The 14,363-nt window shown below is 71.7% G+C and carries 16 protein-coding genes; 3 read left to right on the forward strand and 13 right to left on the reverse strand.

Features of this window, described 5'->3' with window-relative positions:
• Window positions 1-36: 36 nt before the first annotated feature.
• The 8 genes from rnc to ABT034_RS14610 form a co-directional block, all read right to left on the reverse strand.
• On the reverse strand, window positions 37-849 hold the full coding sequence (gene rnc, locus ABT034_RS14575; protein ID WP_351214913.1) for a ribonuclease III: 813 nt from the start codon (window positions 847-849) through the stop codon (window positions 37-39).
• A gap of 20 nt (window positions 850-869) precedes the next feature.
• Window positions 870-1,043, reverse strand: a complete 174-nt coding sequence (gene rpmF / locus ABT034_RS14580) for a 50S ribosomal protein L32 (RefSeq protein WP_015036448.1) — start codon at window positions 1,041-1,043, stop codon at window positions 870-872.
• A gap of 2 nt (window positions 1,044-1,045) precedes the next feature.
• Window positions 1,046-1,699, reverse strand: a complete 654-nt coding sequence (locus tag ABT034_RS14585; RefSeq protein WP_351215034.1) for a YceD family protein — start codon at window positions 1,697-1,699, stop codon at window positions 1,046-1,048.
• A 138-nt stretch (window positions 1,700-1,837) separates the two neighbouring features.
• A complete protein-coding gene (locus tag ABT034_RS14590; RefSeq protein ID WP_351214915.1) occupies window positions 1,838-2,902 on the reverse strand; it encodes a F0F1 ATP synthase subunit B in 1,065 nt (354 codons plus the stop codon).
• 110 nt (window positions 2,903-3,012) lie between these two features.
• A complete protein-coding gene (gene coaD / locus ABT034_RS14595) occupies window positions 3,013-3,492 on the reverse strand; it encodes a pantetheine-phosphate adenylyltransferase (protein WP_351215036.1) in 480 nt (159 codons plus the stop codon).
• Window positions 3,493-3,518: 26 nt separating this feature from the next.
• Window positions 3,519-4,100, reverse strand: coding sequence for a 16S rRNA (guanine(966)-N(2))-methyltransferase RsmD (gene rsmD, locus ABT034_RS14600; protein WP_351214917.1), 582 nt, complete (start codon window positions 4,098-4,100; stop codon window positions 3,519-3,521).
• 67 nt (window positions 4,101-4,167) lie between these two features.
• Window positions 4,168-6,360 (reverse strand): ATP-dependent DNA helicase RecG, encoded by a 2,193-nt coding sequence (gene recG, locus ABT034_RS14605; RefSeq protein ID WP_351214919.1) that lies wholly within the window; start codon window positions 6,358-6,360, stop codon window positions 4,168-4,170.
• Window positions 6,361-6,387: 27 nt separating this feature from the next.
• Window positions 6,388-7,998, reverse strand: a complete 1,611-nt coding sequence (locus ABT034_RS14610) for a DAK2 domain-containing protein (protein WP_351214921.1) — start codon at window positions 7,996-7,998, stop codon at window positions 6,388-6,390.
• Between the two features lie 277 nt (window positions 7,999-8,275).
• On the opposite strand from ABT034_RS14610, the gene rpmB reads away from it, so the two are divergent.
• Window positions 8,276-8,461 (forward strand): 50S ribosomal protein L28, encoded by a 186-nt coding sequence (gene rpmB / locus ABT034_RS14615; RefSeq protein WP_003957616.1) that lies wholly within the window; start codon window positions 8,276-8,278, stop codon window positions 8,459-8,461.
• A 128-nt stretch (window positions 8,462-8,589) separates the two neighbouring features.
• On the opposite strand, the gene thiD is transcribed toward rpmB, so the two are convergent.
• A complete protein-coding gene (thiD, locus tag ABT034_RS14620; protein WP_351214923.1) occupies window positions 8,590-9,390 on the reverse strand; it encodes a bifunctional hydroxymethylpyrimidine kinase/phosphomethylpyrimidine kinase in 801 nt (266 codons plus the stop codon).
• Window positions 9,387-10,349 carry a thiamine-phosphate kinase gene (locus ABT034_RS14625; protein WP_116158650.1) on the reverse strand — a complete coding sequence of 321 codons (963 nt, stop codon included), beginning with the start codon at window positions 10,347-10,349 and terminating at the stop codon, window positions 9,387-9,389. Before ABT034_RS14625 ends, thiD begins: the two co-directional genes overlap by 4 nt.
• A 233-nt stretch (window positions 10,350-10,582) precedes the next feature.
• On the opposite strand from ABT034_RS14625, the gene ABT034_RS14630 reads away from it, so the two are divergent.
• Together ABT034_RS14630 and ABT034_RS14635 are read left to right on the forward strand one after the other, a co-directional pair.
• Window positions 10,583-10,816 (forward strand): Lrp/AsnC family transcriptional regulator, encoded by a 234-nt coding sequence (locus ABT034_RS14630; RefSeq protein ID WP_351214925.1) that lies wholly within the window; start codon window positions 10,583-10,585, stop codon window positions 10,814-10,816.
• Between the two features lie 23 nt (window positions 10,817-10,839).
• On the forward strand, window positions 10,840-11,319 hold the full coding sequence (locus tag ABT034_RS14635; protein ID WP_351215038.1) for a DUF3515 domain-containing protein: 480 nt from the start codon (window positions 10,840-10,842) through the stop codon (window positions 11,317-11,319).
• Between the two features lie 50 nt (window positions 11,320-11,369).
• Here ABT034_RS14635 and ABT034_RS14640 read toward each other — a convergent pair whose 3' ends face one another.
• The 3 genes from ABT034_RS14640 to ABT034_RS14650 all read right to left on the reverse strand — a co-directional run bounded on the left by ABT034_RS14640 (window position 11,370) and on the right by ABT034_RS14650 (window position 14,345).
• The gene (locus tag ABT034_RS14640; RefSeq protein WP_351214927.1) at window positions 11,370-12,509 is read right to left on the reverse strand and encodes a D-alanine--D-alanine ligase family protein; all 1,140 of its coding nucleotides are present in this window, start codon (window positions 12,507-12,509) and stop codon (window positions 11,370-11,372) included.
• A gap of 85 nt (window positions 12,510-12,594) precedes the next feature.
• Entirely contained in the window at window positions 12,595-13,596 is a 1,002-nt protein-coding gene (locus tag ABT034_RS14645) for an NAD(P)H-dependent glycerol-3-phosphate dehydrogenase (protein ID WP_351214929.1), read from the reverse strand.
• The gene (locus tag ABT034_RS14650) at window positions 13,593-14,345 is read right to left on the reverse strand and encodes a lysophospholipid acyltransferase family protein (RefSeq protein WP_351214931.1); all 753 of its coding nucleotides are present in this window, start codon (window positions 14,343-14,345) and stop codon (window positions 13,593-13,595) included. Before ABT034_RS14650 ends, ABT034_RS14645 begins: the two co-directional genes overlap by 4 nt.
• Window positions 14,346-14,363 lie beyond the last annotated feature (18 nt).

A 14,363-nucleotide genomic window follows, 5' to 3' on the forward strand; every position in this document is an offset into this window, starting at 1 on the left:
GGGGCGGGGTTCCCGGGAAGCGACGGGTGCGGGCCGTCAGGCCGACGCCCGGTGGACGGTCGGAGAGGGGTCGGCGACCTCTCCCGTTCCCGCCTCGGCCGCGGCCTTCGCCGCCGCCGCGCGTTCGTCCGCGGCCGCGCGAATCGCGCGCCACGCGGACTCCGCCGCCTGCTGTTCCGCTTCCTTCTTGCTGCGGCCGGTGCCGGTGCCGTACGAGACACCACCGACGCGGGCGGCAGCAGTGAAGATCTTCTCGTGGTCGGGGCCCTCTTCTGAGACGAGGTACTCCGGCACGCCCAGGCCCTCGGCCGCGGTGAGCTCCTGGAGACTGGTCTTCCAGTCCAGGCCTGCACCGAGGTTCGAGGACTTCTCGATCAGCGGGTCGAAGAGCCGGTGCACCAGCTCGGACGCCGCGTCGAGGCCCTGGTCGAGATAGACCGCGCCGATCACCGCTTCAAGGGTGTCGGCGAGGATGGACGCCTTGTCCCGGCCACCCGTGCCCTCTTCGCCCCGGCCGAGCCGGATGAAGGAGCCGAGTTCGAGTTCGCGCCCCACGGCCGCCAGCGCACGCGAGTTGACCACCGCGGCCCGCAGTTTGGCCAGCTGGCCTTCCGGCAGGTCGGGGTGGGTGCGGTACAGCGTGTCCGTGACCACCAGGCCGAGCACGGAGTCCCCGAGGAACTCCAGCCGCTCGTTGGTGGGCAGACCGCCGTTCTCGTACGCGAACGAACGGTGGGTCAGCGCACGCACCAGAAGGGCGGACTCGAGCTTGTAGCCGAGCCGCCCTTCCAGAAGCGTGTGGGACGAGGCATGGTCCGTCTTGTCGTCCGTCTTGCGGGACTCAGACATTGCGCCTCTCACCAGCCCAATCAGACCGAGAGGACCTGGCGCTTGTTGTAGGTGCCGCAGCTCGGGCACGCGATGTGCTGCAGCTTCGGCTCCTGGCAACGCTCACACGAAACCAGGGTGGGGACCGCAGCCTTCCACTGCGACCGGCGGTGGCGCGTGTTGCTGCGCGACATCTTCCGCTTCGGAACAGCCACGGCTACTTCTCCTGCTTCTCGGCGGCGCTTCGGACGTCCCCGTCAGAGGCTTTGCCGCTCATGTTGTCCTTCTCATCGGTTCCCAGCGAACCGGCGAGTCCCTGCAGCGCCGCCCAACGAATGTCGGCGACGTCATGGTGGTGGTCCGGGTTCTCGTTCAGGTTGGTTCCACACTGGGAACACAGGCCTGCACAGTCATCCCGGCACACCGGCTGCATCGGCAGTGCGAGTACCACCGCATCACGCAGCACGGGTTCGAGGTCGAACATGCCGTCCTCGAGGGGGATCATGTCCTCGCTTTCCTCGGCCTCGTCGTCCGCGGCCGCCCTGGAGCGGCCCCGGTCGTCGGAGTCGGGGTACGAGAACATCTCCTGGAAGTCCACGTCGAGCTCGAGCTCGACGGGCTCCAGACACCTTACGCACTCCCCCTCGGCCGATGCACGGGCGGTGCCTGTGACAAGCACCCCTTCCATGACCGACTCAAGACGGAGATCGATGTCCACCGGAGCGCCCTCGGGCACTCCGATCACTCCTTCGACGCCCAGGTCCCTGGGGGCCTCGATCGAACGCGAGATCCGCTGGAGGGCACCAGGACGCCGCCCCAGCTCGTGTGTGTCGAACACGAGGGGGTTGCGGTGGTCGAGGCGCGTGCTCAGGGCTCTTCCTGCTTTCGGATCGTTTCACATCGTGAGGAGGCTGCCGGAACGTGGGCAGCAAGGATCGCGGAATACGCGCGACCGAAGGGCCAGGATACTGGACGCTTCGCCCAGGGCCCAATCCGGGCCTAGGGGACCTTAGTGCCCCTGCTCGTACCGGCGCAGCTGCTCCAGATCGATCATGCTCGTGTCGAAGAAGCTGGTCTCGTCGAGCGCGGCGGTCTGCTGCTGCGGCTGGCCGGGCTGCTGGACGGGCTGCTGGTACGCGTACGGGTCCTGCTGCTGGTAGCCGTAGGAGTCGGCCTGCTGCGGCTGCTGGTAGGCGGCGTAGGGGTCGGGCTGCTGCTGGACCTGCTGCTGGTAGGCGGCGTACGGGTCGGGCTGCTGCTGGACCTGCTGGTAGGCCGCGTACGGCTCGGGGTGGGGCTGCTGCTGGGGCTGCTGCTGCGCCGGGATCTGGACCGGCTCCGGGTCGGACAGCTCCGCGAGTCCGGCCAGGTAGTCGGCGTCGCTGGTGTGCCCACCGCCGCCGCCGAGGCCGTCCTGCGCGGCCATGTGCTCGCCCAGGGCGTCGGAGGCGATCCGGCCGTGCAGCTTCTGCCGGCCCCGCCCCACGGCCTCCAGGGTCTTGCTGAGCACGGCCTCGAAGGCGCCGAGCTTGGCGTCGACGTACTCGTCGGCCCGGTGGATCAGGGTCCCCGGGTCGGAGCTGTACTCCGGGGCGTCCGGGTCGGCGTACCCGTCCTGGTCGAGGCCCGGGCCGCGGCCGAGGAGCTTCTCTCGACCCCGGTCGACGGAACCGATCGTCTTGTTGAGGACGACCTCGAAGTTGGCGAGCTTGGAGTCGACGTAGTCGTCGGCCTCCGCCCGGACCTCCTCGGCCTCCCTGCGGGCCTCGGAGAGGATCCGGTCGGCCTCCTCCTGGGACTGCCGGGCGACCTGGGTGTCGGAGACGATCGAGCCGCGCTCGGCGTGGGCGGCCTCGATGATCCGGTCGGCCTCCTGGCGGGCCTGCTCGACCAGCTGCTCGCGGCCGCCGATCAGCTCCTGGGCCTGGGCGAGGGAGCCGGGCAGGGCCTCCCGTACCTCTTCGAGCAGGGCGAGCAGCTCGGCCCGGTTGACCACGCAGGATGCCGACATGGGCATGGAGCGGGCGCCCTGCACGGTCGCGACGATGTCGTCGAGCTTCTTCTGTACGTCCACCGGGTGCTCGCCACTCTCTACAGCTGGATGGAGACGGACGGGACGACTGTAAGGGCAGTCGGCGTCCGACCGACACCAGGTGACGGAGCGTCAGCGGAGGTGGCCGCGCGTCACTTCTGCGCCAGGCGCTCGGTCAGCCGGGTGAGCACCGCGGGGGGCACCAGGTGGGAGACGTCGCCGCCCCAGGCCGCGACCTCCTTGACCAGCGAGGAGGAGAGGAAGCTGTAGGTCGGGTTGGTGGGGACGAACAGGGTCTCCACTCCCGTGAGGCCGTTGTTCATCTGCGCCATCTGCAGCTCGTAGTCGAAGTCGCTGACCGCGCGGAGCCCCTTGACGATGGCGGGGATGTCGCGCTGCTTGCAGAAGTCGACGAGCAGCCCGTGGAAGGACTCCACCTCGACGTTGCCGAGGTCGGCGGTCACCTCGCGGATCAGCTCGATCCGCTCGTCGACCGTGAACAGGCCCTTCTTCGACTGGTTGATCATCACCGCGACGTGTACGACGTCGTACAGCTTGGAGGCACGGGCGATGATGTCGAGGTGTCCGTTGGTGATGGGGTCGAATGACCCCGGACAGACGGCGCGGCGCAACGTGGGTCCCTCGCTCTCCGGTCCGGTCATCGTGCGTCTTCGCACGTAGAGGCGGCGCGACCGTACCAAAACGTTCCCTCGCCGTAACGACGGGCCCGCAGTGGTTCGAAACCGGTCGGCCAGCCGAATTCCCCGCCTCTGGTGCTGCGCTCCACGGTGACGAGGGCGTCGTCCGTGAGCCAGCCCCCGGAGCGGAGTGTGAGGAGTATCTCGCGAAGATCGTCGTCTGCGACGGCGTACGGCGGATCGAGGAAGACCAGGTCGTACGGCTCGGCCGGGGCCGGGCCCGTCGCGATCTGCTCCGCTTTGCCGGTGCGGAGTTCGGCGCCGGGCAGGCCGATCGACCGGATGTTGTCCCGGATCGTCTTCGCGGCGCGTGGGTCCGCCTCGACGAGCAGGGCGTGGGCGGCGCCGCGGGAGAGCGCTTCGAGGCCGACGGCGCCGGAGCCCGCGTACAGGTCGGCGACGCGCGAGCCGGCCAGGCCGTGGAAGGCCTCCCAGGTGGAGAAGAGGCCCTCGCGCGCCCGGTCGGAGGTGGGGCGGGTGCCGTTGCCGGGCGGCACGGCCAGGCGGCGCCCGCCGGCGGTGCCGGCGATCACGCGGGTCATCGGTGTCCTCGTTCTCCATGGGCCATTGCGGTAAGCAACAGCTTAGGGCGGCGGCCGCCGCCCCGCGTCAGCCCTTCTCCAGGTACTCCTCCCGGTCCTTGTCGAGGAGGGCGTCGAGCGCGGTGCGCAGCCCCGGGTGGGCGGTGAGGTCGGGGTCGGCGAGGACGAGGGCGGTGGCCTCCTCGCGGGCGGCGGTGATGACCTCCTCGTCGTCGATGACGGTGAGGACCCGCAGGGAGGAGCGGACGCCGGACTGGGCCTGGCCGAGGACGTCGCCCTCGCGTCGCTGTTCGAGGTCGATACGGGAGAGCTCGAAGCCGTCGAGGGTGGCGGCGACGGCGGCGAGGCGCTGGCGGGCGGGGGTCGCCTCGGGCATCTCGCTGACGAGGAGGCAGAGGCCGGGGGCGGAGCCGCGGCCGACGCGGCCGCGGAGCTGGTGGAGCTGGGAGACGCCGAAGCGGTCCGCGTCCATGATCACCATGGCGGTGGCGTTGGGGACGTTGACGCCGACCTCGATGACGGTGGTGGCGACGAGGACGTCGAGCTCGCCCGCGGCGAAGCGGCGCATCACGTCGTCCTTGTCGTCGGGGTGCATGCGGCCGTGCAGGACGGCGATCCGGAGCCCGGCGAGGGGGCCGGTGCGGAGCTTCTCGGCGACGTCGAGGACGGCGAGCGGCGGGCGCTTCTCGGCCTCGTCCTCGGTGGACGCCTTGGACTTCTTCTTCTTGTCCTCCTCGTCGCCGATGCGCGGGCAGACCACGTACGCCTGGTGTCCCTTCTCGACCTCCTCGCGCACCCGCTCCCACGCGCGCGCGAGAAAGTGCGGTTTGTCGGCGGCGGGGACGACGTGGCTGGCGATCGGGGAGCGTCCGGCGGGCAACTGGTCGAGGACAGAGGTCTCCAGGTCTCCGAAGACCGTCATGGCGACCGTGCGCGGGATGGGCGTGGCGGTCATGACGAGGAGGTGCGGCGGCTGCTTTCCCTTGCCCCTGAGGGCGTCGCGCTGTTCGACGCCGAAGCGGTGCTGCTCGTCGACGACGACCAGGCCCAGGTCGTGGAACTGGACCTTGTCCTCGATCAGGGCGTGGGTGCCGATGACGAGGCCCGCCTCCCCCGTGACCAGGTCGAGGAGGGCCTGCCGGCGTGCGGCGACGCCCATGGAGCCGGTGAGCAGGACGACCTTGGTGGCCCGCTCGGCGCCGCCGAGCATCCCTCCCAGGGCGAGTTCGCCCATCATCTCGGTGACCGAGCGGTGGTGCTGCTGGGCGAGGACCTCGGTGGGGGCGAGCATGGCGGCCTGCCCCCCGGAGTCGACGACGGCGAGCATGGCGCGCAGGGCCACCATCGTCTTGCCGCTGCCGACCTCGCCCTGGAGGAGGCGGTGCATGGGGTGGTCGGTGGCGAGGTCGTCGAAGATCTCTTTGGAGACCTTCTTCTGGCCGTCGGTGAGGGTGAAGGGGAGCTTGGCGTCGAAGGCGTCGAGGACGCCGTCGGGGGCGGGGCGCCGGGCGACGGCGGGGAGTTGGGTGTCGGCGTGGCGTCGGCGGGCCAGGGCGACCTGGAGGACGAAGGCCTCGTCCCACTTGAGGCGCTCGCGGGCGGTGGCGATGTCGGCCTTGGTACGGGGCCGGTGGATCAGGCGCAGGGCTTCGGGGAGCTCGGCGAGGCCCCGGCCCTCGCGGAGGGCGTCGGGGAGCGGGTCGACGGCGTCGACGGCGCTGGGCAGGACGGCGTCGACGGCCTTGGCGATCTTCCAGGACTCCAGCTTGGTGGTGGCCGGGTAGATCGGGATGAGGGCGCCGGCCCAGACGTCCACGGCCTCCTCGCTGTCGCCGCGGAGGAGTTCGTACGACGGGTGGGCGAGCTGGAGGCGCCGGTTGAAGAGCGAGACCTTGCCGGCGAACATCGCCCGGGTGCCCGGCAGCAGGTCCTTGTGCGGCTTGTGGACGCCCTTGCCGAAGAACACCAGTTGGAGGCGGCCGCTGCCGTCGGTGATGGTCACTTCGAGGCGCTGGCCGCGCCCCTTGGAGCCGTTGAAGGTGAGCACACGGGCGTCGGCGACCTGGGCGACCACGGTGACGTGTTCGTCGAGCGGCAGGTCGGAGAGGGTGGTCAGCTCCCCGCGCTCGGCGTACCGGCGGGGGTAGTGGTGGAGCAGGTCACCGACCGTGTGCAGGTCGAGTGCCTCGGCCATGACCTTGGCGGTGGCGGGGCCGAGGGACTTCTTGAGTGGTTCGTCGAGCGCGGGCACGCGTTCCATTGCACACCACGGCACCGACAGTCGTGGTCATTCCACCCCGATGAGCAGCGGTGGGGCCCCCGCGCCCGCGTGGTACGTGGTGGTGTCGACGGCCAGGTAGCCGCGCCGGACGTGCCGTTCCAGGTCGGGGGCGAGGCCCGGCGGGGCGTCGTCGGCGACGACGAGGGTGACGAGTTCGCCGCCGGCGGACAGCATCCGGTCGAGGACCGTGCGGGCCGTCTCGGTGAGGTCCTGGCCGATGACGGCGACGTCGCCCTCGATGAGGCCGAGGACGTCGCCGGCCTGGCAGACGCCGGCGGAGGTGAAGGACTGGCGTTCGGCGACGGCGAGTTCGGCGTAGCGGGTGGCGCCGGCGGCGGCCGTCATGGCGACGACGTCCTCGTCGAAGCGCCGGTCGGGTTCGTGGACGGCGAGGGCGGCGATGCCCTGGACGGCGGCCCGGGTCGGGATGAGGGCGACGCGGATGCCCTCGGCCCTGGCGCGTTCGGCGGCGGCGGCGGCCGACTGCCGGAGGTCGCTGTCGTTGGGCAGGAGGACGACCTCGCGCGCGTGGGCCCGGCGGATGGCGTCGAGGAGTTCGTCGCCGGCGGGCGGTTCGCCCGGCCGGGTCCGTACGGTGGTCGCGCCCGCCTCGGCGCACAGCCCGGCGAGGCCCTCGCCGGGGACGACGGCGACGACGGCGCGCTGGGCGCGCTCGCCCGGGCCGGGGGTCGCGGACGCGTCGGCGGCGAAGTGGGTGATCCGGATGCGGTGCGGTCGGCCGGCCTCGACGCCGGCCTCGACGGCGGCGCCCGCGTCGTCGACGTGCACATGGACGTTCCACAGGCCGTCGCCGCCGACGACGACGAGGGACTCCCCCAGGGCGTCGAGCCGGGACCGCAGCAGCTCCACGGCGGCTTCCCCGGCCTCCAGGAGGTAGATCACCTCGTAGGCGGGCCCGCCCTCGGTGGGGCACTCCTCGCGGGGGGCGTACGGGACGGCGGCCGTGTCGGCGGGCGGCGGGGCCTGTCCGGTGACGGTCTCCAGGAGGGCGCCGAGGACCGTCACCAGGCCCCTGCCGCCGGCGTCGACGACCCCGGCACGTGCGAGGACGTCCAGTTGCCCCGAGGTGGCGGCGAGGGCGGTCCTGGCCCCTTCGTGGGCGTTCCTCGCCACCTCCACGAGTCCGCCGCCGGCCGCGCAGGCCTCGGCGGCGGCCCCCGCCACGGTGAGGATGGTGCCCTCCACGGGGTGGGCGACGGCCCGTCGCGCCGCGCTCGCGGCCTCGGCGAGGGCGCGGGCGAGGTGAGCGCCGTCACCGCCCTCGGCGAGCACCCCGGCCATGCCGCGCAGGAGCTGGGAGAGGATGGTTCCGGAGTTGCCGCGGGCGCCGAGCAGGGCGCCGTGCGCCATGGCCCGTACGGTCTCGGTGATGTCGGGCGCGGAGGCGGCGAAGACGGCCTCGACGGCCTGGTGGGCGGCTTCCGCCGTCAGGTAGAGGTTGGTGCCGGTGTCCCCGTCGGCCACGGGGTAGACGTTGATCGCGTCGATCTCCTCGCGCTCCCGGCCGAGCGCGTCGAGCGTCCGCGCGCACCAGGACCTGACCGCTTCCGCGTCGAGCTCGTCGAGCTCCTCGAAGGGCTGAAGGGCTCGCGACAACGGGGGTCCTCCTTCGGCGGTGAGCTCACCGCAGGGTAGAGCCCGGGGCGTCCCTCCCCCAAGCTCTCGGCTTCGCTCGACCAGGGGGGGACCCCCTGTGACCAGGGCCCGGGACAGGGTCCGAGCGGATCGTGGTAGTTTCGTTCCACCGAGGCAGGCGTTGTATGCTGCTTCGGTTGCCCGGTTCACACCGGGCCGTCCCCCGGCAAGCCACTTCAGACTCCTGATTCCGGTGCGCCGGAATTCACTGTAAATCCTGAAGCTTTTGGAGTGACCCGTGGCTGCCAACTGCGACGTCTGCGGCAAGGGGCCGGGCTTCGGCAACAACATTTCGCACTCGCACCGCCGTACGTCCCGTCGCTGGAACCCGAACATCCAGCGCGTGCGTGCCGTTGTGGGTCGGACGCCGAAGCGGCTCAACGTCTGCACCTCGTGCATCAAGGCCGGCAAGGTCTCGCGCTAATTGCGACGTTTCTGTCGTAGCGCAGCCCCTGCGGTTGCCTTGAAAGGCCGGTTCACCTAGGTGAACCGGCCTTTTGCCATGCCCGGACGCGGACGGGTCCCCGCCGGCCCGGGGGCCCGGCGAGGTCCTCAGGTCCTGAACCGCCAGCCGTGGTCGACCGGGCCGATGCCCGAGCCCAGGGCGAAGCCGGCGCCTATGGCCCCGGTCACGTACTCCTTGGCCCGCCGCACCGCCTCCGGCACCCCGAGCCCCTCGGCGAGCCCGGCGGCCGTCGCCGAGGCGAGCGTGCAGCCGGTCCCGTGGGTGTGCCGGTTGTCGTGGCGGGGGGCGCGCAGCCAGTGTTCCTCGGAGCCGTCCGTGAGCAGGTCCACGGCCTCCTGACCGGTGGGCAGGTGCCCGCCCTTGATCAGGACCCAGCGCGGCCCGTACGACAGGACCGCCTCCGCCGCGGTCCGCATGTCGCTCTCGTGGACGACGTGCACGCCCGTGAGCTGCGCCACCTCGTCCAGGTTGGGCGTGGCGACGGTCGCCCGGGGCAGCAGCCTCTTCCGTACGGAGTCGAGCGCGCTCTCGGCGAGCAGCGGGTCCCCGTGCTTGGAGACGCCGACCGGGTCCACGACGACCGGGGCGGCGGTGTCCGCGAGCAGTTCGGCGACGGTCTCCACGAGCGCGGCCGTGGCCAGCATGCCGGTCTTGACCGCCTGGACGCCGATGTCGTCGACGACGGCCCGGTACTGGGCGCGGACGGCCTCCACCGGCAGCTCCCAGACGCCCTGGACGCCCCGCGAGTTCTGCGCGGTGACGGCGGTGAGCACGCTCATGCCGTGGACGCCGAGCGCGAGCATCGTCTTCAGGTCGGCCTGGATGCCGGCGCCGCCGCCGGAGTCGGAGCCGGCGACGGTCAGCACCAGCGGGGGCCGGGACGTCATTCCGTCTCCCCGAAGTGGTCCCAGCCGCCCACGCTGTGCCAGGGGGCGCCGTCCACGGTGACCTGCGGCAGCGCGGAGGGGTGGAGGACCTCTCCGATGACCTTCCAGCGGGCGGGGAGCTTCACGTCCGGCGGGAAGGTGGCCACGATGGCGTGGTCCTCTCCCCCGGTCAGGACCCACTGCATGGGGTCGACGCCGACGGCCTGGCCGATGTCGTTCATCTGGGTGGGGATGTCGATGAGCCCCGAGCGCAGGTCGATGCGGACCTTGCTGGCCTCGGCGATGTGGCCGAGGTCGGCGATGAGGCCGTCGCTGACGTCGCACATGGCGGTGGCGCCGAGACCGGCGGCCGCGGGACCCGCGTGGTACGGCGGTTCGGGCCTGCGGTGGGCCTCGACGAAGGCGCGCGGAGAACGGAACCCCCGTGAGAGGACCGCGTACCCGGCGGCGGACCAGCCGAGCCAGCCGGTGTAGGCGACGACGTCGCCGGGCTGAGCGCCGCCCCGGGTGACCGGATCGTGGTTGCGGAGGTCGCCGAGGGCGGTGATGGAGACCATGATCGTGTCGCCGCGGACGACGTCTCCGCCGACCACCGCCGCGCCCGCGACCTGACATTCGTCGCGCAGGCCGTCCATGAGTTCGGTGGGCCAGGTGACGGGGAGTTCGGCGGGGACGACGAGGCCGAGGAGGAGCGCGGTGGGGACCGCGCCCATGGCGGCGATGTCGGCGAGGTTCTGCGCCGCGGCCTTGCGGCCGACGTCGTACGCCGTCGACCAGTCGCGGCGGAAGTGACGCCCTTCGAGGAGGATGTCCGTGCTGGCCACCACGCGCCGGTCGGGTGCGGAGACGACCGCGGCGTCGTCGCCCGGCCCGATCCGTACCGCCGGGGTGGAGGTGAGCCGGGACGTGAGCTCTCTGATGAGCCCGAACTCGCCCAGCTCTCCGACTGTGCCCTTCACCGCGCCTCACCTCGTGTCTTCGTGCCGGCCGGCGGGCGGGGGCGCGTCGTCGCGCGCCGCGGGTCGCGGGCCGTCACCGTGCTGGGTACCGTCAAGTAGACCGTCAACTTCTGTCCTGCGTACGCCACCCCGGCGGTGCCCCGGGACGCGCGGGTCTCCCCGCGGCCCGTGGCGACGCGGTACCGTGGCGTCCCTTTCTCCCACAAGATCCTCGTGGTCGCCCTGGAGGTTCCGTGGTTCAGGCGTACATCCTCATCCAGACCGAGGTGGGCAAGGCGTCGATCGTCGCCGACGCCATCTCCAAGATCCCGGGGGTGCTCCAGGCCGAGGACGTGACCGGTCCGTACGACGTCATCGTGCGCGCGCAGGCGGACACGGTCGACGAGCTCGGCCGCATGGTGGTCGCCAAGGTCCAGCAAGTGGACGGCATCACGCGCACCCTCACCTGCCCGGTCGTTCATCTGTAGCCCCCGTCTACGCTTGGCCGGTGATGTCTTCGCACCGGCCCTTCGGCCTGCCCGCCGCCGTGGCGGCCGCCGTATCGCTGCTGGCCGCCGCCGGCTGCTCCTCGTCGGACGCCGAGGCGTCCGTCGTGGTTCCCCGTCCCCCCGCGGCGGAGGCCGCCTTCTGCCAGGCCTTGGCGAAGGAGCTTCCCGACACCGTGGCGGGTCTTGAGCGGAGTGACCCGGAGCCCGGCTCCGAGTTGACCGCCGGCTGGGGTGACGGTGCGATCGTACTGCGCTGCGGGGTGCCCCGGCCCGAAAAGATGAGCGACCCCAAGGCGCAGGGCATCGAGGCGAACGGCGTGAACTGGATGCTGGAGCGCCCGGAGGGCAGCGGGCCCCGTCTCACCACGACGTACCGCAAGGCGTACGTCGAGGTGGTGCTCGACGAGCGGTACGCGCACGATGTGACGCCGCTCGCCGATCTCGCCGCTCCCGTGCGGAAGACCGTGCCGCCGAGCCTCTGAGAGGCCGGGGCACGGTCTTCCCGGGTGCTGTCCCGTGCGGCCGGCTCCGGTCAGCGCAGGCCCGTGGAGCGGTTCAGCGCGGCCTGGATGAGCCGGTCGACCAGCTCCGAGTAGCCGACGCCGCTCTCCTGCCACATGCGCGGGTACATGGAGATGGGCGTGAAGCCCGGCATGGTGTTGATCTCGTTGATGACGAAGTCGCCGTCCTCGGTGAGGAAGAAGTCGGCGCGGACCAGGCCCTCGCAGGAAACGGCTTCGTAGGCGGCGACGGCCAGACGCTGGACCTCGGCGGTGGCCTCGTCCCCGATCGGGGCGGGCACGATGCCGGAGGCCGAGTCGATGTACTTGGCCTCGAAGTCGTAGAAGTCGTGGTCGGTGACCGGCGGGATCTCGGCCGGCACGCTGGCGCGGGGGCCGTCCTCGAACTCCAGGACGCCGCACTCGATCTCGCGGCCGCGCAGCAGCGACTCGACGAGGATCTTGGGGTCGTGGCGGCGGGCCTCCTCGATGGCCTCGTCGAGGCCGGAGAGGTCGTCGACCTTGGTGATGCCCATGGACGAACCGCCGCGGGCCGGCTTCACGAACAGCGGCCAGCCGTGGTCGGCGGCGAACTCGACGATCTTCTTGCGGGCGGCGGCCGGGTTCTGCTCCCACTCGCGGGGCCGGATGACCTCGTACGGGCCGACGGGGAGACCGAAGGAGACGAAGACCCGCTTCATGTACTCCTTGTCCTGGCCGACGGCGGAGGCGAGGACGCCCGCGCCGACGTAGGGGACGCCGGAGAGCTCCAGGAGGCCCTGGAGGGTGCCGTCCTCGCCGTACGGACCGTGGAGCATCGGGAAGACCACGTCGACCTCGCCCAGCGCCCTGGGGACGGAGCCCGGCTCGCTGAGGACGACCTCGCGGTTGGCCGGATCGACGGAGAGGACGACGCCGCCCTCCGCCGACTCGGCCAGGTCGGCGACGTTCGGCAGGGCGCGGTCGGCGATGGCCATGCGCTCGGGGGCGTCGGCGGTGAGCGCCCAGCGCCCGTCCGTCGTGATGCCGATGGGCAGCACGTCGTACTTGTCCCGGTCGATGGCGCTCAGGACGGCGCCCGCCGTGACGACGGAGATGGCGTGCTCGGAGCTGCGTCCGCCGAAGACGACGGCCACGCGCGGCTTGCGGGGGCTCTGGGTGTTCTCGCTCATATCGCGACGAGCGTACCTTGCGACTCCCGAACGGCCGTGCGCCCCGCTGCCCGCCGGGCCCGTACGGCCCAGTACCGGGGCCCGCTCAGTGGCGTTCGGGCTTCGCGCTGCGCGACATCAGCTCCTTGAGGGCGACGATCGGCGGCTTGCCCTCGTGGACGATCGAGACGACGGTCTCGGTGATGGGCATGTCGACGCCGTGGCGGCGGCCCAGATCCAGCACCGACTCGCAGGACTTGACGCCTTCGGCGGTCTGCTTGGTGGCCGCGATGGTCTCCTGGAGGGTCATCCCGCGGCCGAGGTTGGTGCCGAAGGTGTTGTTCCGGGAGAGCGGCGACGAGCAGGTGGCGACGAGGTCGCCGAGGCCCGCGAGGCCGGAGAAGGTGAGCGGGTCGGCTCCCATGGCGAGGCCGAGCCGGGTGGTCTCGGCGAGGCCTCGGGTGATGAGCGTGGCCTTCGAGTTGTCGCCGAGTCCCATGCCGTTCGCGATGCCGACGGCGAGCCCGATGACGTTCTTGACCGCGCCGCCGAGTTCGCAGCCCACCACGTCGGTGTTGGTGTACGGGCGGAAGTACGGGGTCAGGCAGGCGGTCTGGAGCCGCTGGGCGACCGTCTCGTCGACGCAGGCGACGACGGCGGCGGCGGGCTGCCTGGCGGCGATCTCCTTGGCGAGGTTGGGGCCGGTGAGGACGGCCACGCGCTCGGCGGGCACGTCGGCGACCTCGGTGATGACCTCGCTCATCCGCTTGGCGGTGCCGAGTTCGACGCCCTTCATGAGGGAGACGAGCACGGTGTCGGGCGCGAGCATCGGAGCCCAGGCGCCGAGGTTGCCGCGGAGGGTCTGCGAGGGCACGACGAGGACGGTGAAGTCGGCGCCGTGGGCAGCCTCCGCGGGGTCGGCGGTGGCCGTGACCGTCGCGGGGAGTTCGACGCCGGGCAGGTAGTCGGGGTTGGTCCGGGAGGCGTTGATCTCCTTGGCGAGTTCGGCGCGGCGGCCCCACAGGCTCACCTCGCACCCCGCGTCGGCGAGCACCATGGCGAAGGCCGTGCCCCAGGATCCGTTGCCGAAGACAGCTGCCTTGGTCACTTGGTGCCCCCCTCTGTCGCCTTGCGCCGCTGCTGGAGGCGGGCCTTGCGGTGGTCGTACGGTTCGGCGGGCGCCTGCTCGCCGCGGATCTGCTCCAGGACGGCGGTGATGGCGGCCATGATGGCCTCGGTCGCCTCGCGGAGCACCTCGGGCGTCGGCTCGAGTCCGTGGAAGCGGGAGAGGTCGACGGGCGGACCGGCCTGCACGATCAGCGTCTTGCGGGGGAACAGGCTGAGCTTGTTCTCCTTGGCGTACGGCGGCATCGCCAGGTTGGCGCCCCACTGGGCCACCGGGATGACGGGGGCCTTGGTGAGCAGCGCGACCCGCGCGGCACCGGTCTTGCCCGCCATGGGCCACATGTCGGGGTCCCGGGTCAGGGTGCCCTCGGGGTAGAAGGCGACGCACTCGCCGCGCTCGATGGCGTCGACGGCGGCGCGGAACGCGTCGAGCGCGTTCGTCGTCTCGCGGTAGACGGGGATCTGGCCGGTGCCGCGCAGCATCATGCCCACGAAGGGGGCCTTGAAGAGGGCCGCCTTGGCGAGGAGGCGCGGGACACGGCCGGTGTTGTACTGGTAGTGCGCGTACGACAGCGGGTCCAGGTAGGAGTTGTGGTTGACCGCGGTGATGAAGCCGCCGTCGGCCGGAATGTGCTCCATACCGCGCCAGTCCCGGTTGAACAGAACCACCAGGGGGGGTTTGGCGATGACCGCCGCGAGGCGGTACCAGAAGCCGATTCTGCGGCGGGGCACTCGGACACCTTTCTCCGG

It is taken from the genome of Streptomyces sp. NPDC002773 (genome assembly GCF_040295605.1).
GTDB lineage: Bacteria > Actinomycetota > Actinomycetes > Streptomycetales > Streptomycetaceae > Streptomyces.

Bases quoted from the DNA above. Each gene is read 5' to 3' on its own strand.
- rnc (WP_351214913.1), bottom strand. From the start codon at position 849: ATGTCTGAGTCCCGCAAGACGGACGACAAGACGGACCATGCCTCGTCC.
- rsmD (WP_351214917.1), bottom strand. From the start codon at position 4,100: ATGACCCGCGTGATCGCCGGCACCGCCGGCGGGCGCCGCCTGGCCGTG.
- recG (WP_351214919.1), bottom strand. From the start codon at position 6,360: ATGGAACGCGTGCCCGCGCTCGACGAACCACTCAAGAAGTCCCTCGGC.
- thiD (WP_351214923.1), bottom strand. From the start codon at position 9,390: ATGACGTCCCGGCCCCCGCTGGTGCTGACCGTCGCCGGCTCCGACTCC.
- ABT034_RS14635 (WP_351215038.1), top strand. From the start codon at position 10,840: ATGTCTTCGCACCGGCCCTTCGGCCTGCCCGCCGCCGTGGCGGCCGCC.
- ABT034_RS14640 (WP_351214927.1), bottom strand. From the start codon at position 12,509: ATGAGCGAGAACACCCAGAGCCCCCGCAAGCCGCGCGTGGCCGTCGTC.